Below are 22,618 nucleotides of genomic sequence, written 5' to 3'. Positions count from 1 at the left end.
GGCGGGCGTGTCGCTCGTGGCCGTTTCCATGCCATGCATATGTGCGGCCGTATTTGTTGTTTCCTGTGCCAAGGCTTCCTTCGCCCCTGCCAACGTGACCGAAGCAGCGCTCAGGCCGGCCGTGGCAACAAGCAGGCTTCGCCGGGAAATCAGCTGCGTGTCCGCGTGAGGTTGCGGCGCTGCATCGTCCGTTGGCGTGCCGGATGGATTGGAACCGGTCATGACGTGCTCCTCACTCTCAATGTTATGGGTTATGGGCTACCTAGGGCACCCGGAGCACATTGCCACTGGGCGAGACAGAATTTCGCCTTGTCCGAAACCCACTTTTGCCATGCGGCACAACTTGCCGTTTAAGAAATGGAAGGAAATCTCGCTCATGATCAGCCGTTTTGCACTAACTGCCCTATCCACGATTGCGTTCGCCGCGCCCGGACTTGCGGCCGATCATCAGGTGAAGATGGTCAACAAGGATTCGGAAGGGCACGTGATGCAGTTCGAACCGGCCTTTCTGAAGTTGCCCGGGAGACACCGTCACGATCGTCGCCACCGATAAGGGCCATGACTCAGAGTCAATCAAGGACGGCATTCCTGAAGGCGCGGAGGGCTGGAAAGGCAAAATAAGCCAGGACGTAACGGCCACCTTCACCAAGGAGGGTCTATACGCATACAAATGCACACCGCATTTCGGGCTAGGCATGGTCGGGCTCGTGGAGGTAGGCGACAGTTCCGTTAACCTCCCTGCAATCCAGAGTCTGAAGCTACCAGGTAAGGCGAAAACGCGCATGGCCGAACTGCTAGACCAGGTCAGCAAGTAAACCCCGGATCCGCTGAGATTGTTGCCGAACCCGGTCCGGTGCTGTTTCATCAATCCGGCGGCTGCTGTGACCAGGATGTGCTGCTCGGCCAGGCGACGATACGCCCTTCGATATAGGCGCTTCGCAATCCGAGGACTGAAAGCGTATCGATCTCATCGACAGTGTGCCTGGTCGCAGCGGCATGTTCTAGCTCTGCAATGGACGCCGCTTGCTGGAGACGCGGCAGGGCGCGCAAGGCCGATATTACTCACAAGGAGTTCCGCCTTAGTCGCGATGTCCCCTCCCATCCTGTCGAAGGCCATAACGCTCTGCCAAAACGCGCGGTGGAGTGGTTCGTTCACGTCGGTCTGTGTCTTCAGTCCGAATTGAGAACGCTCGAAACGATCGAAATACCGGCGCAACGGGCTGTGTTGCTGATGTGATTTTGCATCTCGCGCGTTGCCTTTGCGGCATCGCGATTTCGCAGGGCCCGTATGATGCGCCTGTGCTCTGCGATCGACGCCCGCATGCGAGCAGGCTCGGTGATTGGAATTGGCTGGATTTGTGTCTCGGTCAGCTTGTCACGGACAGACTGGTAGAGATCGACGATCATTCTGTTTGGGCAGGCAGATGCGATGATTGCATGGAATTCAAGATCCGCCTCGACATTAGCCAACAGGTCGCCACTTTCCCAATTGCGCTCCATCGTATCCGTTTCAGTCTCGAGAGCCTGAAACTCGGCTTCTGTGAGGGTCTGTGATGACAGGCCGGCTATCCGCCCTTCCAGCATGATGCGCGTCTCGAAAACATCGGCAACCGGATAGCTGTCGGCATAGCGCCACCGCGCCATGTTACGCGAGGCCGAAGGCCTTTCCTGCGAAACGAACGTCCCTCGCCCCGGTTCCGTCTTCAGCAAGCCCAGTGTCTCGAGTGTCAGCAGCGCTTCGCGCAATGAGGCGCGGCTGACGCCGAGACTGAGCGCGAACTCGCGCTGCGACGGCACCTTCTCACCTGACCTCAGTTCTCCACTGAGGATCATGCTCTGGATTTTCCTCGCGGCGGCGTGGGGTACTGGAACACGCGAAAGCATCGAATTTCTTCCATTCTGGGACGGCAGCGCCGATCCGGCTGCACCTTTGCTCGCTTCAGAGGTAGCCGATGCGGCTGGCGGACGGAATGCCTTGCATTTTTAAGGGGTACATGATTGGTAGGTCGGACTGGTCAGACCGGTCTAACCACATCAATCAAAAAAGTCATCAAAAAATGGGGAATTCAATGAGAGTGTTGAAAGCAATTCTGATCTCGGGAGCACTTGCCCTGGGGTCTTTCACTGCCGCCGTTTCGTACGCCGCGGAGATCAATGTCGGCGCCAACATCGGCAATGTTCCCTGGGAGTTCCAGGACGCCAGCGGCAAGATAGTGGGCTTTGAAATCGACCTGATGACAGAGGTCGGCAAGCGGCTCGGCATGGACGTCAAGTTCACGAACATCCCGTTCGCCGGTCTGTTCGCCGCTGTTCAGTCCGGTCAGATCGACGCCGCGGTCTCATCGATCACGATCACCAAGAAACGCCTTGAATCGGTCAGCTTCGCCCAGCCGTATTACGACAGCGACCAGTCGCTGACCGTCAAGAGCGAAAGCGGCATCACCGGTCTCGCTGGCATGGCTGGCAAGACCGTCGGCGTCGATACAGGTTCGACCGGTGATATCTGGACCACCGCGCATCAGGCCGAGACGAAAATCGCCACCATCAACAAATATGAGGGCTTGCAGCCGGCAATGCTGGATCTACAGGCGGGCCGCATCGACGGCTACATCTCGGACATTCCGGCATTGCTCTATTATTCGAAGGACAAGCCGCAGTTCAAGGTCGTCGAACGCATCAAGACCACGGAGCAATACTCCGTGATGTTCGCCAAGGATGCCCCGCTTGCTGCCAAGGTCAACGACGTCATCACAGCTCTAAAGAAAGACGGCACGCTGGCAAAGATCCACGAAACCTGGTTCGGCACCAAGCCTGATGAAGGGCTTGCCACGTCGACTGTGCTGGATATGCCAAAGCTCTGATCCCGGTCATCATGTGGAAGGAGACCGTGTTGCGGCCTCCTTCTCCCGTGACGCAGAGGCTGGGACATGTCCATTTTCGATACGTTTTTGAACTACCGCGTCTTCGTGGAGACGTTGCCGCTCATCCTGAGTGGCCTTGCCACCACGCTGACACTTGGCATTGTCTGCATCCTTGTCGGGTTCTTCGTCGGCATTGGCCTGGCGATGCTGCGGCTTTATGCGCCGGCGCCGGTGCGTTTTGTGACCGTCGCCTATATCGACGTGTTCCGGTCGATACCGGTTCTGGTGCTTCTGTTCGTCGTATATTACGCGTTGCCCTTTGCCGGTATCCGGTTCAGTTCGTTCACGGCCGCCTCTACCTCGATCTCGATGATATCGGCCGCGTATTCTGCCGAAATCATCCGCGCCGGCATCGTCGCTATTCCGAAAGGTCAATTCGAAGCGGCACGGGCGCTTGGGCTCCACTTCTATTCGACCATGCTCAAGGTGATCCTGCCGCAGGCGATCAAGATCGTCGTGCCGCCGCTGACCTCGAACGCCATCAACGTCATGAAGGACACTGCATTGGCTTCCGTGGTGGCAATGCCGGACCTGCTCAAACAGGCAAACCAGGCGCAGGCCCTTGCCGCCAATCCGACGCCGCTGATCGTAGCGGCCGCCATCTACCTCATCATCCTGCTTCCCCTGGTCCGGCTTGTCGGCATGCTGGAGAAGCGTCTCGCCAAATCTGAACGTTGAAGACTTTCCCCCACGAGGCCATCCATGTCGCTCGATATCGATTTTGTTCGTTCCCAGTTTCCGGCGCTGGACACCGGCTGGGCATTTTTCGACAATGCCGGCGGTTCGCAGGTTCTGCGCCCGGTGGCCGAGCGCGTCGCCGACTATCTGCTCACCACAAGCGTCCAGACCGGCGCTTCCTACGGGCCGTCAGTCAATGCCAGCGAAATGCTGGCACAGGCACGCGCCCGCATCGCCACATTCGTTGGCGCGGCGCGGCCGGAAGAGGTTTTCTTCGGACCTTCGACAACCGTGCTAGTGCGTTTTCTGGCAACCGCCATGGCAAGCCAGCTGACGGCGGGCGACGAGATTATCCTGACCAATTTTGATCATGAGTCGAACATTGGTCCCTGGCTGATCCTCAAGGAGCGCGGCATCGTCTTCAAGGTATGGGAGATCGATCCCGAAACGTTGGTGCCAAGCCTCGATACGCTCGAGGCGCTGATGAGCGATCGCACGCGGCTGGTCTGCGTGACCCATGCCTCCAATTTGCTTGGCTCCATCAATCCGATCCGACAAATCGCCGATTTCGTTCATGCGCGCGGCGCTCGCATCTGCGTCGACGGTGTCGCCTACGCCCCGCATCGCGCGCTCGACGTCCAGGAACTTGACGTCGACTACTACGTATTCTCTTTCTACAAGACCTACGGGCCGCATTACGCGGTCATGTATGGGCGCCATGAACTGCTGCTCGAACTCGACGGCCTCTACCACTATTTCTACGGCAAGGACAAAGTGCCGGGCAAGCTCGAGCCCGGAAATCCCTGCTATGAACTGGTCTGGGGCGCAGCCGGTATCGTCGACTATCTGGAGACGCTGGGCGCAGGCCAGGGACGCCAGGCGATCGAGAGCGGATTCGACCATATCGCGGCGCACGAGGCCGAGATCGGCGAACGCCTGCTGTCATGGCTGCGCGTGCGCAATGGCGTCCGGATCGTTGGCGATCGGAGCTCGCAGGCGACACTTCGGGTGCCGACGATCAGCTTCACGGTCGACGGCCAGGCGCCCCAGGATATCATCCCGCGAACCGACCAGGCCAGGATCGGCGTGCGTCACGGCGATTTCCATTCGCGCCGCCTGGCCGAAGCGCTTGGGCTGTCGCCAAATGGCGTCATTCGCGTATCCATGGTTCACTACAACACTGTCGCGGAAGTCGACCGGCTGATCGATGTGCTCGACCAATCGCTGAGATAGACTAGGTCCAATCGACATTCAGGATTCAAAACTGGGATGAAGCATGATTCATAGGCTTCCAGATTCGATCTGGAGGACGATGAATGACGTCTCGTTGCGAACTGAGCCCCGCACAATGGCGACGTATTGAAGGCCTGCTACCGGGAAAAGCAGGCGATCCCGGCCGCAGTGGCGAGGACAATCGGCTATTCGTGAATGGCGTTCTGTGGGTCCTGCGCTCGGAGCACATTGGCATGACATTCCCGAACGCTACGGTAAGTGGAAGACGCTGCATCAGCGTTTCAGACGTTGGTCAAAGGCTGGCGTTTGGGAGTGTGTTTTTGCTGATCTGATCGATGATCCCGACAATGATTATGTGATGCTCGACCGCACGTTGGTGCGCGCCCACCAGCAGGCGGCGACCGGAAAGGGGGGACCAAAACCAGGCTTTGGGGCGTTGCCGAGGTGGATTGACCACCAGGATTCACATGGCCGTCGACGGCCAAGGCCGCCCATTGCGCCTAATCCTGACGCCCGGCCAGCGAGGCGATGTCACCCAAGCGCCTGCTTTGCTCGAACCTCCATAGGGAAGTGAATCACAACCCAACATTAGCGGAATCCATTGCGATTCAACCTGAGCGTCCGACGCTCTAGCGGGATGGCATCGCGTCGCTGCCCAACAGTGCGATCCGATGTCTCCGTCGATCGCATAACGCTCGCGCGGCTCGGCAACCGACGTCAAGGTCGCTGCATTGGGATTTGTGCAGGCGCGTGTGTTTTGGGGGTAGGACCTGGGCATTGAGGCGATGCGCTAAGTCCTCCGCTACGCTTTGAAACTCTGGCGCTCGAAAAGGTGACGGCTGAGGCGGCGGCGCGCAATTTCGCGTCGTTGCGGATATTGGCGAAGCTCGGCTTCAAGCATATCGAGCGCTTCGTCGACGAGTCCGAAGTGGCGCCGAAGGACAGGCTTATCGTCTCGATAGTGTTCGATACCCCTGCTTGTTCTCGGACCACTGGATCGCCTTACTGCCCCTGAACCGTTGACGCGAACGGGCAAACCACTGCCCGCGCTCATGTCGGCGGGAACCGAAACGGCCGATCCTCTCACATCACGAATTGTTGTTGTCTGTGTCGGGAACGTTACCAGGTGGGTGTCAGTTGCGATGGAGTTAGAAGAAACCCGCGTGCTCCTTGTACATAAAGGCGGTCGTTTGGGGACGCTCCCTTAATCGTAGCCCGAGGAACCATGCATGCGGCCAGCAGGTGCGGTGAACTTCATGTATCGGATAATCCTCTCACTCGTAATCTTTGTTATCGGGGCCGCGCTGCTAGCGGGCGGCGGCTGGCTCGCACTGCTCGGCGGATCGTGGTTCTACATTGTGCTCGGCGCTGCCCTTGTGATTTCAGCAGCGCTAACTTTTAGGCGCAACCCCGCCGGGCTGGCGCTATACGGCATAACGCTGCTGGTGACGCTCGGCTGGTCGATATGGGAAGTTGGCTTCGACTGGTGGGCGCTTTCCGCGCGCGGCAGCCTGCTCATCATGCTCGGCGTCCTCCTGCTGCTGCCGCCGATGGTGCAGTCACTTCACAGAATTGACATGGGCTCAGCCCGATACAACGGCCCCAGCGGGCTTCTGGCCGGCTCCCTCGTAGTCGCGGTGCTTGCCGGTGTCTACGCGATGTTCCAGATGCCGCACGATCTCGCCGGCACCTTCGCCGACGAGCGCATGTCCGCCACACGGGAGATCAAAAGCGTCGTTCCAGATGGAGAATGGCAGGCCTACGGCCGAACCGCCGCCGGGGACCGCTATTCGCCGCTCAGCCAGATCACGCCGAAGAACGTCAGTAATCTGAAAGTTGCCTGGACTTACCACACCGGCGACATACGCGGTCCTGCCGATCCGGGCGAGGCGACCTATGAGGTGACGCCGCTGATGATCGACAACACCGTGTACGTCTGCACTCCGCACAATTTGGTGATTGCGCTTGATGCGGTGTCCGGCAAGGAGAAGTGGCGCTTCGATCCGCACCTCAAGCAGACGGTAAAGCAAACAACCCAACACCTCACCTGCCGTGGTGTCGCCTATTTCGACGGTTCGCCAGTCACGAGCCCACCCGCCGGCGGTGCAGAGCAGCCGGCCGCGTCGGCGGCCGCCCCCGCAACCGGCGCACCACAGGCGGCATCGACCGAAGAACAGCGCCTCGCGGCAAGTGTGGCCGAAGTGACCACACAAGCGGCAGGCGTGCCACAAAACGTGGTGACCGGCCAGGCTAAGCGCGGCGACCCCAATCCCGAAGTTGACCGCAAGGATCCCACGACCACAGCCTCGATCGAACCATCCTGCGTCAAACGGCTCATTACGCCGACGTCCGATGGTCGGCTGATCTCGATCAGCGCTGAGACCGGTAAAATCTGCCCCGGTTTCGGCGGCGACGATGGCACCATAAATCTGTGGGCCAACATGCCCAACATCACGCCCGGCTCGGTCTATTCAACCTCTCCGCCCGTCGTTACCGACCACATGGTGATTGTCGGCGGCGCCGTCAACGACAACGCGTCGACCACGTCGCCATCTGGCGTCATCCGGGCCTTCGACGTCAACACTGGGGCGCTTGTCTGGAACTTCGATTCCAAGAAGCCCAATGCAACCGCACCAATTGCCAACGGCCAGACCTATTCGGAAAACGCGCCGAATTCTTGGAGCGTTTCGAGTTACGACCAAAAGCTCGGGCTGATCTACCTTCCGATGGGTAACCAATCGCCTGATCAGTATGGCGTCAACCGCAGTGCAGAAGTCGAGAAGTTCTCCTCCTCGATCCTCGCGCTGGACGTGAACACGGGCAAGGTCGCCTGGGTCTTCCAGGCTGTGCACCACGATCTATGGGACATGGACGTGCCGGCGCAGCCGAGCCTTGTCGATCTCACCATTGGTGGCAAGGTCGTGCCGGCGCTCGTGGCGCCGACTAAGCAAGGCGAAGTCTATGTTCTCAACCGTAAGACTGGCGAGCCTGTGCTTCCGGTCACCGAGGAACCCGCCCCGAGCGGTGCTGTCAAAGGAGATGCCACCGCACCGACCCAACCAGTCTCGGCGATTTCGTTCAAGCCTGAGCCGCTTACCGAAAAGGATATGTGGGGCGCAACGCCGCTTGATCAGCTCGCTTGCCGCATTGAATTCCGCAGCCTCGACTACAAGGGCCGCTACACGCCGCCTACGGAAAAGGGCTCGATTATCTATCCCGGGAATTTCGGCACGTTCAACTGGGGCGCGGTGGCCGTAGACCCGGACCGTCAAGTGATGTTCGCCATGCCGGTCTATCTCGCTTTCACATCCAAGCTCGTACCGCGCCCTGATCAGTTCGCCCGCGTCGTCAGCAAGGATGGGGAGGATGTTTTCAACGAGAATTTTGGGGCTCCTTACGCGGCGAAAATGGGCGCCTTTCTGTCTCCGCTTGGCCTGCCATGCCAGTCGCCACCTTGGGGCTACGTCGCCGGCGTCGACCTGACCACCGGCAAAGTCGTCTACAAGCACGTCAATGGCACCGTGCGCGACCTGTCGCCGATCCCACTGCCATTCAAAATGGGAGTGCCCGGAATTGGCGGGCCGATCATCACCAAGGGCGGCGTAGCCTTTCTCAGCGGCACTCTCGACTATTACATCCGCGGTTATGACCTTAAGACCGGCGCCGAAATTTGGCGCGACCGGTTGCCAGCGGGCGGACAGGCGACGCCCTCCACCTACAAGGGCGCGGATGGCCGGCAGTACATCGTCGTGGTTGCCGGCGGCCACGGGTCGACGGGAACAGAGGCCGGCGATTCCATCATCGCTTACGCGCTGCCAAACGCGCTTTGACAACGAGGATCAGTCCCTTTGGTAACAAGGAGAGCGTCAGGACGAATATCTGGGGAGAAGCGAACCAGGTTTCAGGTTGCCGCTGATTTTGAAATTTCGCGCTGTCTGCCCGCTAGGATCGCGCCAGGAAAGGGTCAGTGCCCTAGCTTAGCGAATTCAGATATCCTGGTTGCTGGTTATGGTACAGTTCAGGTCATAGAGCAAACCGTCCTTCAATCCATATATCCAACCATGGATCGATACGTTCTTATTTGACCTCCATGCCGCATGCAGGATCGGCGTGCGCGCAAGACGTTTCACTTGGGAAGCGACTGAGCGTTCGCTGAGCCGGTCAAGATTCGTGTCGTTCCAAGTACCACACTCTCGGCATTCGAATTCGGACTCGGCAACATCTTTGATTGGCTGCAGCCAATGATCGATAAGGCCCAGACGTTTGCCGCTTACAGCGGCACGGATGCCACCGCAGCCATAGTGCCCGCAAACGATGATGTGCCGTACGCCGAGTTGATTCACAGCATATTCGACGACGGAGAGCATATTCAGATCGGTTGGATGGATGAGATTAGCGACGTTGCGATGCACAAAAACCTCGCCGGGTTCCAACCCGGCAATCACATTGGCTGGTACTCGGCTATCAGAGCAGCCGATCCACAGATATTCGGGACTTTGCAAGTTCGAAAGACGTTGAAAATAATCAACCCTTTCGGCTTTACGTTCGTCTGACCACATTTTGTTGCGGATAAAAAGGTCTTCAATCATCATTAAGTCCGGCTAGGCTTTGCGCTTGCTTGCAGCGACGTGTGAAAGGTTGGGGCCCTAACCTTTCCGTCTCGCCTCGAAGATCAGCCTAGCGGACCCCATTTTCGCGATCAACTTCCAGCGCGCATCCTGGATCTGTTCGGCTTGGTGTTTTGTATACGGACCCATCGGTCGGGTCTTCTCACCTCCTCGACAAACCTGGCAATACCATCGGCCATTGTCGCAGAAAATTTCCACCGAAGTGATTACCTCAGCAGGCTCCCCTTAGCCGCCTTACTCGTGAACTTGATTGTCTTTGAATGATTCCGAGGAGGCGGGACCGCGTATAGACCTTTGGTGGCGTTTTCTTGGTTCGGTGCTTGGGACATGGGTGGCTCTTTCCTATGCGCTCGGTTCGCAATCCGCGACTGCATGCACTGCGACTAAGCCCGAGGTTCCGTGCTGCGCTGCCAACTGCGCCTACGGGCGTTCGGGTCGCGACGGTAAGTGCGGCAGCCAGCGTGCGCCCTTTGCATCTGGAAGGCAACAGACCGTCATTTGCGTGAATTCACCCTCGACAACGATCTGGCTCTCGACATTGCTCGGCGCGTCTATCGACTAACAAACAGCGTTGTCTTCCGCAGATGCCCCCTTCCCGATCAGAATCGAAAGAAAATGAGTGTATTCGCTCCGCTCTTCCAGACAGCGCCTACTTGCTCCCTTTTCCGGCGCGGCCGCTCTCAAACGCGCCGCTCCTATTCACACAGCCGGGGTTCACGCAAGGGTGATGCCTGTCGATGAAACTTCACCCGACGAGGCGCGTTGTGAGAGTTCAGCCAGTGCGAGGCGTGCCGCCCCATGTATGATGCGTGGTTTTCCAAGCCAATATCTGTTGCCACCGGCATAAGCGGCGACATCCGAAACCTGACCAACGCTCGACAAGCTTTTGACCTGCTTAACGACCATTGGCGTGACGGAGGTAGCGATAAGCATCGATCTGCGAAACGGGCATGCCAGCAGGCCTTGAACGGCAGTGTTTCGGCTGACGTCGCGAGAGACGCGTTCATCGACGCAGCGCGGGAAGCGCGCATATTGGTCGAGTGAATTGCGCGCCGCACATCAGACTGGCCAGGGTGAAGCACTTTCCCGCCCACTAGCGAGGTCGCCATGAACGCAACATCCCGATTGCATGGACTCGGCCAAAGCCTCTGGTTGGACAACATCACACGCGATCTGCTGAGCAGCGGCACCCTTCAGCGCTATTGCGCCGACTTTTCGGTGACGGGATTGACGTCGAACCCTACGATTTTCGATGAGGCGATTAGAAACAGCACTGCTTACGACGAGGCCCTTCATCGAAAAGCCAGAGAAGGAAAAGCGGGTGAGCAGCTATTCTTCGAAATGGCGCTCGAAGACCTGACGGAGGCCGCAGCACTGTTCAGTCCGGTCCATGAAGCGACGGGCGGCATCGATGGATGGGTTTCCCTGGAAGTGTCGCCTTTGCTGGCTAATGATGCTGGCGCCACTGTCGAGGCCGCCAGGCGGCTGCACACGCAAGCGCATTGTTCCAACCTGTTCATCAAGATTCCGGGCACGTCCGCAGGCGTTGAGGCCATCGAAGAATCGATCTTCGCCGGCGTGCCGGTGAATGTCACCCTGCTGTTTTCGTGCGAGCAATACATAGCGGCGGCCGAAGCGTATTGCCGAGGCATTCAGCGCCGGATCAACGCCGGGCTCGACCCGAAGATCGCCTCTGTCGCCTCGATCTTCGTCAGCCGTTGGGACAAAGCGGTGATGGACAAGGTTAGCCCCGCGCTGCGGAACCGCCTCGGCATCGCCATATCCGGGCAAGTCTATAAAGCCTACCGTGAGCGCCTTGGCTCTGCCGGATGGCGTAAGCTGGCCGATGCCGGCGCACTTTCCCAGCGTCTGCTATGGGCGAGCACCGGGACCAAGGATCCGCAGCTTCCGCAATCCTATTACATCGAAGCGCTCGCCGCACCGGACACCATCAACACCATTCCGGAGAAGACGCTCCATGCATTTTCGAAAGAGGGAGTGGTGCGCGGTGTCATGCGGGAGGATGGCGGCCAGAGCGAAAAAGTGCTTGGCGAGTTTGCAAAAGCCGGCGTCGACATTCAGGCGCTTGCCGCGCAGCTCCAGCTCGAAGGCGCCCAGTCCTTCACCAAATCATGGAACGACCTGATGGCGGTGATCGCGTCGAAGAGCGAGCAGTTGCATCGTTCTCGCGGTTCGGCGCCAGGATCATGAGAGAGTCTCTTGCGACCACGACATTGCCGCTCGCGGAACTTCCAGCATGGCAAGCGTTGCTGACGCATTGCCAGGAAGTGCGTCCTTTGCATCTGAGGCGGCTCTTCGCCGACGATCCCCAGCGTGGCAAGCGTTTCGCCATCGACGCATGCGGAATTTATCTCGACTATTCGAAAAACCGCATCACGGCCGAGACGGTCCAGCTTCTCATTCAACTTGCCGAGGCCTGCGGGTTGCGTGAGCGCCTCGAAGCGATGTTCAGCGGTCAGAAGATCAATGTGACGGAGCGCCGCGCGGTACTTCACACGGCCCTGCGCGCGCCTATTGGCGAGCAAATTTTAGTCGACGGTATCGACGTCGTGCCGGAAGTCCAAGAGGTGCTTGGCAAGATGGCCGACTTCACGGACAAGATTCACAGCGGTGCTTGGCGCGGCCATTCAGGCCTGCCGATATGCAACGTCATAAATATCGGTATCGGCGGCTCGGACCTCGGGCCGGTCATGGCCTATGAAGCGCTGCGCCACTACAGCCGGCGCGACATGATTTTCCGCTTCATCTCGAACGTCGACGGTTCCGACTTCGTGGAGGCGACGCGGGATCTGAACCCTGAAGAAACGCTGTTCATCATCTGCTCGAAGACGTTCAGGACGTTGGAAACGCTGACCAACGCCCACACCGCACGGGAATGGGTCTTGCGAAAGCTGGGCGACGAACAGGCGGTGGCCCGGCATTTCGTCGCCGTCTCGACCAATACCGAAGGGGTCGCGGAATTCGGCATCGACACAAATCAGATGTTTGGCATGTGGGATTGGGACGGCGGCCGCTATTCCATGGATTCAGCGATTGGCCTGTCCACCATGCTCGCCATCGGGGCGGAAAATTTCCAGGCGATGCTGTCGGGCTTCCACGACATGGATCACCACTTCCGCACCGCGCCGTTCGGTGAGAACCTGCCGGCGCTGATGGGCCTGCTCGCAGTTTGGTACAACAATTTTTTCGAGGCGCAGACGGTCGCGGTTCTGCCCTACGAGCAATATCTCAAGCGCTTTCCTGCCTATCTGCAGCAACTGACAATGGAAAGCAACGGCAAGCACGTCACGCTTGGCGGCACGAAAGTCGATTACCAGACAGGGCCGATCTATTGGGGCGAACCTGGCACCAATGGGCAGCATTCATTCTACCAACTCATTCATCAAGGCACCAAGCTGGTTCCGTGCGATTTCCTCGGGTTTTGTCAGGCATTGAATCCGCTGGGACGTCATCACGACCTGCTGATGGCAAATCTGTTCGCGCAGACCGAGGCGCTGGCTTTCGGCAAAACGCCGGAGGAAGTCAGGGCTGAAGGGACCCCGGATTGGCTGGTTCCGCATCGCACCTTCGAAGGTAACCGCCCCACCAACACCTTGCTTGCCGAGCGCCTGACCCCGAAGACCCTTGGCAGCCTGGTGGCGCTCTACGAGCACAGCGTTTTCACGCAAGGCGTCATCTGGAGCATCGACTCTTTTGACCAATGGGGTGTCGAGTTGGGCAAGGCACTGGCCGAGAAAACGATCCCGGAGCTGGAAGCCTCCGAAACTCCGCACCTCCAACATGACAGCTCGACCAACGCTTTGATCGAGCGCTATCGCCGGTTCAGGAAACGAAAGAGGTAAAGGGCAGTGAGCCCGGCCGCGCCTATGGCGCCGACCTGACCAACATACTGCCTCGCAACCCAGCCAGCACTTGGACGATCGGGTTGCCTACATCCGATCAAAGGAGCCCCATGAAACAGGTGCCACTCGACCAGCTCAGCATCAACACGCTGCGAATGCTTTCAATCGATGCGGTTCAGAAAGCAAAATCCGGCCACCCCGGAACGCCGCTGGACGCCGCGCCGATGGCCTATTGCCTGTGGCAGCGCTTCCTTCGCTACGACCCTGCCGACCCCGATTGGCCGAACCGCGACCGCTTCGTGCTGTCGGCCGGCCATGCCTGCGCCCTGCTCTACAGCCTGCTTTACCTGTGCGGCGTGAAGGCAAAGGGCGCGAGCTATCCATCGGGCGACCGGCTTGCCGTGACGCTGGACGATCTCAAGAGTTTTCGCCAGGCAGGCAGCCATTGTACGGGACATCCCGAATATGGCTGGACCTCGGGCGTGGAAACCACCACGGGGCCACTCGGACAAGGTGCGGCAACGAGCGTCGGCATGGCAATTGCAGAACGGTGGCTGGCGGCTACCTACAATCGACCCGATTATGATCTGTTCTCGCACAACGTCTATGCGCTGTGCAGTGACGGCGACATGATGGAAGGGCTCAGCAACGAGGCGGCATCGCTGGCTGGACACCTCAGATTGTCGAACCTCTGCTGGATTTATGACGACAATCACATCACCATCGAGGGGCCGACTGGCCTTACATTCACCGAAGACGTGGCAACCCGCTTCCTCGCGTACGGATGGCATGTCGAGCGGGTAAGTGATGCAAACGATCTGATGTTGCTGGACAAGGCTTATCAGACGTTCATCGATACGCATGACCGCCCCACGCTGATCATCGTTCAAAGCCATATCGGTTATGGCGCGCCGCATAAGCATGACACAAACAAAGCCCACGGAGAGCCACTGGGCGCCGAAGAAGTTCGGCTGACTAAGGAATTCTACGGCTGGGATCCGGACGCCGATTTCAAGGTTCCGGAAGGGGTCGTGGCGCATCTCCGCGCACATATGGGCAAGCGTGGGGACGCCGCTCATGCCGCCTGGCGGAAATTGTTTGCCGTCTACAGGGCTCAATATCCGGACCTGGCCGAACAAATCGATCAGATGCAGCAACGCGAAGTTCCCTCTGGGTGGGACGCCGCGCTGCCCAGTTTTGGAGCCGATGCGAAGGGCCTCGCGACGCGCGACTCGTCCGGCAAGGTGATGAACGCCATTGCGGAACATGTGCCATGGCTGCTGGGTGGCGCGGCAGACTTGTCGCCGTCAACCAAGACGAACCTCGAATTTGACTTTGCCGGCGACTTTCAGGCTCCTGAGGCTGAACAGGCCGTCAGCTACCGCGGCCGAAATTTCCACTTCGGCCTGCGCGAACATGCCATGTGCGCCATCGGCAACGGCATGAGCCTCTCGAAGCTGCGGCCGTTCGTTTCCAGCTTCCTGATCTTCACCGACTATTGCCGCGCGGCGCTGAGGTTGAGTTCGATGATGGAACTCCCGCTCATCTCCATCTGGACCCATGATTCCATCAGTCTCGGCGAGGACGGGCCAACCCACCAGCCCATCGAGCAGCTTGCCTCATTCCGCGCCATGCCCGGCATGATCGTGCTGCGCCCCGCAGACGCGAACGAAGTCGTGGAGGCATGGAAGGTCATCATTCATCTCAAGGACAGGCCTATCTGCCTCGTGCTGACTCGACAGGCGGTGCCGACGCTCGATCGCTCGACCTATGCAAACGCAGGCGGCGTGGCACGGGGCGCCTATGTACTGGCCGATACGCCCGACGGCAAACCCGACGTCCTGCTGCTGGCAACCGGCAGCGAAGTCGCGCTCTGTGTGGCGGCCTATGAACAGCTGAAAGCCGAGGACATCAAGGCACGTGTCGTCAGCATGCCATCATGGGAATTGTTCGAAAGCCAGCCAAGGGAGTATCGCGATACCGTCCTGCCGCCAACGACAACGGCCCGCGTGGCAGTGGAGGAAGCATCCGGTTTCGGATGGGAGCGCTATACCGGCTTCGACGGCGCCATCCTCGCTCTGCATAGTTTCGGCCTGTCCGCTCCATCGAAAGTCGTCGCAGAACACTTCGGTTTCGAACCGGCACACGTCGTTGCGGCCGCCAAGGCGCAAATTGCGGGCCGCCAGTCAACCAAACGAGTTGGGAGCGCCCGAACCGAATGAGGCAACCAGCATGACCATGAAGATTAGTCCATTGGCGGGAAAGCCGACCCCGCCTGACATGCTGGTCAATGTCGCCAGGCTCGTCACGGCCTATTACAGCCAGGCACCGGACCCTGCCAACCCCTTGCAGCGGGTAGCGTTCGGCACATCCGGGCATCGCGGGTCGGCATTCGAGAGAACCTTTAACGAAGCACATGTCCTAGCAATCACCCAGGCCATTTGCCTGTACCGCGAGCGACAGGGTATCGACGGTCCCATATTCGTCGGCATCGATACCCATGCCCTGTCGGAGCCAGCCTTTGCGAGCGCCCTCGAGGTGCTGGCCGCGAACGGAGCGGAGGTGATGATGGCGGCCGGTGGCGAGTATACGCCGACCCCGGCCGTCTCGCACGCAATCCTCAACTACAACAACGGGCGCAAGACTGGACTCGCCGATGGCATCGTCATCACGCCGTCGCACAACCCACCCGGCGACGGAGGCTTCAAGTACAACCCGCCCAATGGCGGGCCGGCGGATACCGATGTCACCGGCTGGATCGAAAGACAGGCCAATGAGCTACTTGGCAACGGCCTGAAAGGCGTGCGGCGGATGCCGTTCGAGAAAGCCCTTCATGCGCCGACAACACATACCCATGATTTCCTGAACTCTTACGTGAACGATCTCGGCAACGTGATCGACATGGACGCCATTCGCGGAGCGTATGTTCGCATGGGCGTCGACCCCCTCGGCGGCGCGGGAGTCCACTACTGGCCCGCCATTGCCGACCGCTACAAGCTCGACTTGACCATCGTCAATCGGCAGGTCGATCCTACCTTTCGTTTCATGACGGTCGATTGGGATGGCCAGATTCGTATGGACCCGTCTTCATCCTACGCCATGCAAGGCCTTATCAGCCTGAAGGATCAATTCGACATCGCTTTCGCATGCGACACCGATCACGACCGGCACGGCATCGTCACGCGCAGTGCCGGGCTGCTGCCGGCCAATCATTACTTGTCGGTGGCGATTGATTACCTGTTCCAGCATCGCCCTGAATGGCGCAAGGACGCCGCCGTTGGAAAAACGGTGGTGAGCAGCCAGATGATCGATCGCGTCAGCGCCAGCTTGAAGCGCAGACTGTATGAAGTGCCGGTCGGTTTCAAATGGTTCGCCGAGGGCCTTCAGGACGGCTCCCTGGGGTTTTGCGGTGAGGAAAGTGCTGGTGCGACGTTCATGCGCCGCAACGGCGCCGTCTGGACGACCGACAAGGATGGCATCGTTCCGGCGTTGCTGTCGGGCGAGATCATGGCAAGGATGGGTCGCGATCCCGGCGAGGTCTATCGCGACCTGACGAAGGCATTGGGCGAACCGGTCGCCGACCGGCTGCAGGCAACGGCAACCCCAGCACAAAAAGAGAAACTGTCGAAGCTTTCAACGCATGAGATCACGTCGAAGATCTTGGCTGGCGAACCGATCCGGTCGGTGCTCAGCCGGGCACCGGGCAACAATGCCGAAATCGGCGGCGTCAAGGTGGCCACGGAAAACGGCTGGTTCGCCGCGCGCCCGTCAGGTACCGAGGATATCTACAAAATCTACGCTGAGAGTTTTCGCGGACAGGACCATCTGCGCGCCATCCTGGCCGAGGGGCAGACGATCGTCGACCATGCGCTCGGGGCAATCAAAAACTGAACCGGCCTTACAGCAGGCGATGATCGATGCCTACTTCCCGAGGAGATGCTCCCCAGGATAGATGATCGTTCCATCCTCGCGCACGACAGCGCCCAGCGTCAGGCTGGCCTCCTCGACATGACCGGCCCCAAGGATGTGCATGACGCGTTCGCCTTCTCCGAGCAGGTAGTCGGCAATGATGCGGCGGTGGCAGCGCCACCAGACGGCTTCCGCGCACATGATTGCGCAGCGATGCTGGCCGCCAAGCTCTCGCAGTTGCGCCAAGCCTTTGGCGAACGGCTCGGTCAGCGCATAGTCGGCGTAGTTGCGAAAACCACTTACGCGCCAATAGCTATTGGGGGAAGGTTCCGACCCACGCGCCTTGCCCCGCAAGCCGCCAAGCGCCGCGATATGCTCATAACCGATCCGCCACGGCGCCAATGCTCCCGGAAGGCTTTCGCCGTTGAACTGCGGATTGGTGCGCGAACGCGGCATCGAGCGCACATCGGCAACGAAATCGACACGAGACTCCTGAAGCAGTTCGCCGAACTCGACGATCGTGCGCGTGGAATGGCCTATGGTGAAGAAGCTGTTCGTTTCGGTTCCAATCTGGCGGCCCACGGCGCACTAGCCACCTCGGCGCGGATCGTAGCCGGTTTATCTCCCAGATCAAAAAGGCCCTGCAGCGGGAAGCGATTCACTGGAACCGAATTAGAGCGCGACGGTTGAGTGATGGATCATCGCTGTTCGATCGCGCCATCCAGGTGCGAAACGGCGTCATGGTTCCGCGAGAATCCTTGTTACCCTTGGCCGAGCCTCATGGCGAATAGATTCAAAGTCGGCGATCACGTGAGCTGGAACTCGGAAGCCGGGCGCGTCAGCGGCACGATCGTCCGCGTGCACACACGCGATTTCCAGGTCCATGGCTACACACACCATGCGAGTGCGGAAGCGCCGCAATACGAGATCAAGAGCAGCAAGACCGAGCACATCGCCTTCCACAAGGGTTCGGCGCTCGCCCGACTTCGCGACTGACGCTTTCGCCAGATGCGATCGATCAAAGAAAGCGGTTGTCCGATGCCCATCAACACGCAGCCTCCTTCGCCCGAACCGCTCCGCGCCAAGCTCAGTGACGCCGACGATCGCATCCGTTTCAGTCATTGGATGTCGCCGCAAAAGGGGATTTTCCCGCGCATCCGCATTGGGACTCACTGGATCAATACGCTATGGACGCTGCCGATCAGCGCTGCCGCGCTGCTCTGCATGATTGCGGTGGCACAGAGCTTACGCGAGCTTCCCGAGGTCAAGGCCTTCATCCAGAACCATCCCGGCATCGCTCTATCGGCGCCAATGGTCGACTCCGGTTTCCCTTGGTGGCTGCAGCTACAGCACTTCCTGAACATGTTCTTCATGCTCTTCATCATGCGGTCCGGCCTGCAAATCCTGGCCGACCATCCACGACTGTATTGGGGGCGAGACTGCACGCCGGGAACCGATTGGTTTCGTTTCCAGGTGCCGGTGCCTAAGGACCGTATCTGGACCGCTAAGGATGATTCCGTCACGCTGCCGACATGGCTTGGAATTCCGGGCCTCCGGCACACGCTCGGCCTATCGCGCTGGTGGCATTTCTCGATCAACCTCTTGTGGCTTATAAACGGAGCCGCCTTCTACATTCTGCTCTTTTCGACCGATCAGTGGCGCAGGCTGGTGCCCGTGACGTGGGAAGTTTTCCCGGCCGCGCTCTCGACGGCAATCCAATATGCCTCGCTGAACTTTCCGGTCGACGAGGGCTGGACCCGCTATAACGGCCTCCAGCAGCTCAGCTATTTCATCACAGTCTTCATCGCGGCACCCGTCTCGATCTTCACCGGCCTCATGCAAGGCCCGGCAATCTCTAATGCACTGGGCTCTTTCGGACGGTTGTTCAACCGGCAGGCCATGCGATCGGTTCATTTCATCTCGTTCGCCTGGTTCGTCGGCTTTATCCTGGCGCATGGCGCGATGGTCTTCGTCACGGGCATCCGGCAGAATACCAATCATATGTTCGCCGGCATCGACGACGCCTCATGGACAGGGTTCCCCCTTTTTCTCGTCGCGATGGCAATCCTCGTCGCAGCATGGCTAGTCGTCTCACCTTTCACCATCCGCCACGCCCGATTGGTGCAGCGCACCGGCGCCTTCATGATCGGCTGGCTGATGGGGCTGGCAGAAGGCTGGGATCCGCGCTCGCAACTGACGAAGCAGGATATCTCGCCCTATTTTTGGCCGAACGGCACGATGCCGAATTCCAAGGAATTTGACGATCTCGTGGCCGAGAAGTTCGCCGGCTACAGACTGCACGTCGGCGGCCTCGTCGAGGCACCCCGCGACTTCTCCCTGGCCGATCTCAAGGCAATGCCCAAACAAAAGCAAATCACAACGCATTTCTGCATCCAGGGTTGGACCGGCGTCGCCGAATGGGGCGGCGTCCCGATGCGAGATATACTGAATCTGGTGAAGCCGACGCCCGACGCTCGCTACGCAGTGTTCTACTCTTTAGCCGATGGAGCCGATGGCGGCCGCTACTACGACGTCCACAAGATCGAAAACATGCAGCATCACCTGACAATCCTCGCCTACGAGATGAACGGCGCGCCAGTCAGTATCCTGCATGGCGCACCTTTGCGGCTGCGATGCGAAAACGAACTCGGTTTCAAGATGGTCAAATGGATCGCAGCGATCGAGTTCGTGCGCGATTTCGCCGACCTTGGTGCAGGCCAGGGCGGTTACAACGAGGACCATGAGTTCTATGGCTATCGCATGCCAATCTGACGTTCGCCCGCGCACGTCGGTGACCGAGCCGACGCGGACCGATGCCACATCGCTATCTCAAACTGAAGAATTTGCCGGCGGGCAATGTCATGGCTCTGCAGGGTCTCAAGACGTACGAAATGGGTAGGTGTGGACGGCGGGCTGGAGCGTCACCATCTGAGAGTAGGCACAGGGTGATCCGACCAACGGACAAGCGACGGCAGGGCGAGAAGTCGGCGCTGCCACCCAGTCTCCCCTAGAATTGCCGCACGAAAGGCAGCGTCAACGCGTGCAAGGCGTTTGAAACGTCACATTCGGCTATATGAGAATGAACGCCCCGATAAGAAGCGCGCCAAGCCCGATCGCGACTATAAGCCGTGTGGTGAGATCCATCGGGTCAATTTCCTTACTGCCATGTCTGGCGTCTCGAATTGGACGAGACCGTCCGCACGGAATCGTCGTCCACACCAATTGCTTCGGCAGCTTTGCCGGAGCAGAAACCCCGTGCGCCGCTGCCCTGCCCGGCGCCTGTCATGAAACCAGCACATTCCGGAACTGCCAGGGATCGGATGTGTCGATCTCATCCGGGAAGAGCCCAGGCCGGCCATCCAGAGGCGTCCAGTCCGTATAGACACCCACGAGAGAGCCAAGATAGGGCTTCTGGATCTCCAGGCAGCGCCGGAAGTCCAGATCTTCAACTTCCACGATGCCAGCCTCGGGGTTTTCAAGCGCCCAGACCATGCCTGCGAGCACAGCCGACGTGACCTGAAGCCCAGTAGCATTGTGATGGGGCACCAGCTGGCGTGTCTCTTCAATCGACAGCTGCGAACCGTACCAAAATGCGTTTCTTGAATGCCCGTAGAGAAGCACGCCAAGTTCATCTATGCCGTCGACGATCTCGCTCTCGCCAAGGATGTGGAACTTATCCTGAGCCTTGCCAGCCTTGCCGAACATTTCGTGCAACGACAGCACCGCGTCGTCGCAAGGATGATAGGCGTAGTGGCAGGTCGGCCGATAGGCGACCTTTCCGTCATGATCGTGAACGGTAAAGTAGTCGGCAATCGTGATGGACTCGTTGTGAGTCACAAGGAAGGCATGCTGCGCCTGTGCTGTAGGCGTCCAAGAGCGGACGCGCGTGTTGGCGCCCGGCTGAAGCAAATAGATCGCCGCCTTAGAGCCTTTGTCATGCGTTCGGCCGTTGGTTGGCATCCATCTTTCATGGGTACCCCACCCAAGTTCGGCGGGTTGCAGTCCCTCGGACACGAAGCCTTCGACGGACCAGGTGTTGACAAACACGCCGACAGGCTTTGGCGAAAGGGCGCGTTGCGTGTCCCGCTCGGCAATATGCATGCCCTTCACCCCGACGCGATGCATCAAGACCGCCCATTGCTGTCGCGATTTCGGCTCTTCAAATTCCATTCCGATGTCGCTTGCGAGGGTAAGCAGTGCTTGCTTCACAAGCCACGAGACCATTCCGGGATTGGCCCCGCAGCACGACACGGCAGTCGTGCCACCCGGGTTCCGGCGTTGTGCTTCGAGGATGACTTCGCGCAGCGCGTAGTTGGTGCGAGCCTCAGGCCCGACGTTGCTGTCAAAGTAGAAGCCCGCCCAAGGTTCCGTGACCGTATCGATATAGAGCGCACCGATCTCCCTGCAGAGCTCCATGATGGCGCGCGATGATATGTCGACCGAAACGTTGACGCAGAACCCTTGGCCACCACCGGCTGTCAGTAGAGGCGTCAGAAGCTCGCGGTAGCCATCTGGTGTGACCGCTGCATGGACAAACCTGATCCCCCTCTCATCGAGGAGGCGGCGGTGGGTGTCGTCGGGATCGATCACCACAAGGCGTGCGCGGTCAAACTCAAGATGGCGCTCGATCAACGGCAGCATTCCTTTGCCGATGGAGCCGAAGCCAATCATTACGATGGGACCGGAAATTTGTGCGTGCACTGGCCAGGTTTCGGTTTTCATATGTTTGTCCATCATGGTTGGCGTCACGTAAGAGACGTGACTGGAAAGGGTTCAAGATTTTGATTTACGGATACCGTCTTCTTTTTCGCCGGTCGCGTCGGCCAAGGGAGACGTCCGCATTTGCAATCGCCGACGCAAACAGTGCAGTTCGCCTCCAACGACTTTAGAACCTGCGCGAGTTGGTAGTCCGAAACGGTCCGTCCCGCCTCGGAAACCGTGAACCAACTCCGCTTGCGTTGAGACTGCTCGGGCCAGTTGGCGAGGGTGCCGCGGACTTCGATGCCGAACAGAACAACACGGCATAAGGCTGTCGAGCCGTCGCGAAGGATTTTCAGGTAGTCGTAGGCCCCGATCGGTTCCGAACGAACATCTCCGAATACTCCTCCTTCTTCGAATGCCTCCAGTGCGGCGACCTTTGCCGGGGTCCCGCCTTCGATGGGCCAGCCTTTGGGTACGATCCACCGCCCCCTCTCTCGCGAGGTGATCAGGAGAATCTTGAGCTCACGACTCCTGGACCGGCGCCATGCGATGGCACCGTACTGACGGCGAATGCCTGACCCCCGGAACGACTCCGGTTTTCCATGGATGGCAGCTTTTTCAATCGGCGACACGGTCTACAACCGGGTCTTTTCGAGAGCGACGCATCGACGCCGTCGAAAATCCT

General features: G+C 59.3%; 18 protein-coding genes and 2 pseudogenes. 15 read left to right on the top strand and 5 right to left on the bottom strand.

Annotation, left to right across the window (positions count from 1 at the left end):
• Nucleotides 1–376 precede the first annotated feature (376 nt).
• The 3 genes and pseudogenes from NR193_RS33660 to NR193_RS33650 form a co-directional block, all read left to right on the top strand.
• Nucleotides 377–553, top strand: a complete 177-nt coding sequence (locus NR193_RS33660) for a hypothetical protein (RefSeq protein ID WP_375162740.1) — start codon at nt 377–379, stop codon at nt 551–553.
• Nucleotides 537–815: a plastocyanin/azurin family copper-binding protein gene (locus tag NR193_RS33655; RefSeq protein ID WP_375162739.1), complete on the top strand. Its 279-nt coding sequence runs from the start codon at nt 537–539 to the stop codon at nt 813–815. Before NR193_RS33660 ends, NR193_RS33655 begins: the two co-directional genes overlap by 17 nt.
• Before the next feature lie 17 nt (nt 816–832).
• Nucleotides 833–951: pseudogene (locus NR193_RS33650) on the top strand (DUF779 domain-containing protein); the annotation flags it as partial.
• Nucleotides 952–1,170: 219 nt separating this feature from the next.
• On the opposite strand, the gene NR193_RS25235 reads toward NR193_RS33650, so the two are convergent.
• The gene (locus NR193_RS25235; protein ID WP_256753462.1) at nt 1,171–1,884 is read right to left on the bottom strand and encodes a FadR/GntR family transcriptional regulator; all 714 of its coding nucleotides are present in this window, start codon (nt 1,882–1,884) and stop codon (nt 1,171–1,173) included.
• Between the two features lie 185 nt (nt 1,885–2,069).
• Between NR193_RS25235 and NR193_RS25230 the strand changes: the two genes are divergently transcribed.
• From NR193_RS25230 to NR193_RS25210, 5 genes and pseudogenes are all read left to right on the top strand, one after another.
• A complete protein-coding gene (locus tag NR193_RS25230) occupies nt 2,070–2,861 on the top strand; it encodes a transporter substrate-binding domain-containing protein (RefSeq protein WP_375162738.1) in 792 nt (263 codons plus the stop codon).
• A gap of 66 nt (nt 2,862–2,927) precedes the next feature.
• A complete protein-coding gene (locus tag NR193_RS25225; RefSeq protein ID WP_256753461.1) occupies nt 2,928–3,599 on the top strand; it encodes an amino acid ABC transporter permease in 672 nt (223 codons plus the stop codon).
• A 24-nt stretch (nt 3,600–3,623) separates the two neighbouring features.
• The gene (locus tag NR193_RS25220) at nt 3,624–4,832 is read left to right on the top strand and encodes a cysteine desulfurase-like protein (protein ID WP_256753460.1); all 1,209 of its coding nucleotides are present in this window, start codon (nt 3,624–3,626) and stop codon (nt 4,830–4,832) included.
• A gap of 83 nt (nt 4,833–4,915) precedes the next feature.
• A pseudogene (locus NR193_RS25215) lies at nt 4,916–5,386 on the top strand (IS5 family transposase); the annotation flags it as partial.
• A 675-nt stretch (nt 5,387–6,061) separates the two neighbouring features.
• Nucleotides 6,062–8,662, top strand: a complete 2,601-nt coding sequence (locus NR193_RS25210; RefSeq protein ID WP_256753459.1) for a membrane-bound PQQ-dependent dehydrogenase, glucose/quinate/shikimate family — start codon at nt 6,062–6,064, stop codon at nt 8,660–8,662.
• Nucleotides 8,663–8,818: 156 nt separating this feature from the next.
• Here NR193_RS25210 and NR193_RS25205 read toward each other — a convergent pair whose 3' ends face one another.
• Nucleotides 8,819–9,421, bottom strand: coding sequence for a carbonic anhydrase (locus tag NR193_RS25205; RefSeq protein WP_256753458.1), 603 nt, complete (start codon nt 9,419–9,421; stop codon nt 8,819–8,821).
• Between the two features lie 837 nt (nt 9,422–10,258).
• Between NR193_RS25205 and NR193_RS25200 the strand changes: the two genes are divergently transcribed.
• The 5 genes from NR193_RS25200 to pgm all read left to right on the top strand — a co-directional run bounded on the left by NR193_RS25200 (nt 10,259) and on the right by pgm (nt 17,214).
• Entirely contained in the window at nt 10,259–10,504 is a 246-nt protein-coding gene (locus tag NR193_RS25200; protein ID WP_256753457.1) for a DUF982 domain-containing protein, read from the top strand.
• Nucleotides 10,505–10,567: 63 nt separating this feature from the next.
• Nucleotides 10,568–11,671, top strand: a complete 1,104-nt coding sequence (tal, locus tag NR193_RS25195) for a transaldolase (protein ID WP_256753456.1) — start codon at nt 10,568–10,570, stop codon at nt 11,669–11,671.
• Nucleotides 11,668–13,323 (top strand): glucose-6-phosphate isomerase, encoded by a 1,656-nt coding sequence (pgi, locus tag NR193_RS25190; protein WP_256753455.1) that lies wholly within the window; start codon nt 11,668–11,670, stop codon nt 13,321–13,323. Before tal ends, pgi begins: the two co-directional genes overlap by 4 nt.
• A gap of 110 nt (nt 13,324–13,433) precedes the next feature.
• Complete coding sequence (tkt, locus tag NR193_RS25185; protein WP_256753454.1) at nt 13,434–15,545, top strand: transketolase; 2,112 nt, start codon at nt 13,434–13,436, stop codon at nt 15,543–15,545.
• 10 nt (nt 15,546–15,555) lie between these two features.
• Nucleotides 15,556–17,214 (top strand): phosphoglucomutase (alpha-D-glucose-1,6-bisphosphate-dependent), encoded by a 1,659-nt coding sequence (gene pgm, locus NR193_RS25180; protein WP_256753453.1) that lies wholly within the window; start codon nt 15,556–15,558, stop codon nt 17,212–17,214.
• Between the two features lie 30 nt (nt 17,215–17,244).
• Here the strand turns inward: pgm and NR193_RS25175 are convergent, their stop codons facing one another.
• Nucleotides 17,245–17,814, bottom strand: coding sequence for a DUF488 domain-containing protein (locus NR193_RS25175; protein WP_256753452.1), 570 nt, complete (start codon nt 17,812–17,814; stop codon nt 17,245–17,247).
• A 198-nt stretch (nt 17,815–18,012) separates the two neighbouring features.
• Between NR193_RS25175 and NR193_RS25170 the strand changes: the two genes are divergently transcribed.
• Nucleotides 18,013–18,228, top strand: a complete 216-nt coding sequence (locus NR193_RS25170) for a DUF2945 domain-containing protein (RefSeq protein WP_256753451.1) — start codon at nt 18,013–18,015, stop codon at nt 18,226–18,228.
• A 42-nt stretch (nt 18,229–18,270) separates the two neighbouring features.
• Complete coding sequence (locus tag NR193_RS25165; RefSeq protein WP_256753450.1) at nt 18,271–20,004, top strand: molybdopterin-dependent oxidoreductase; 1,734 nt, start codon at nt 18,271–18,273, stop codon at nt 20,002–20,004.
• Between the two features lie 510 nt (nt 20,005–20,514).
• On the opposite strand, the gene NR193_RS25160 is transcribed toward NR193_RS25165, so the two are convergent.
• Both NR193_RS25160 and NR193_RS25155 read right to left on the bottom strand, forming a co-directional pair.
• Complete coding sequence (locus NR193_RS25160; protein WP_256753449.1) at nt 20,515–21,954, bottom strand: homospermidine synthase; 1,440 nt, start codon at nt 21,952–21,954, stop codon at nt 20,515–20,517.
• Between the two features lie 23 nt (nt 21,955–21,977).
• Nucleotides 21,978–22,565, bottom strand: a complete 588-nt coding sequence (locus tag NR193_RS25155; protein ID WP_256753448.1) for an NUDIX hydrolase — start codon at nt 22,563–22,565, stop codon at nt 21,978–21,980.
• Nucleotides 22,566–22,618 lie beyond the last annotated feature (53 nt).

The organism is Mesorhizobium sp. Mes31 (assembly GCF_024519675.1).
GTDB lineage: Bacteria > Pseudomonadota > Alphaproteobacteria > Rhizobiales > Rhizobiaceae > Mesorhizobium.
Note: the sequence above shows the minus strand (reverse complement) of the source record. Positions and strands in the feature narration are given on the sequence as shown.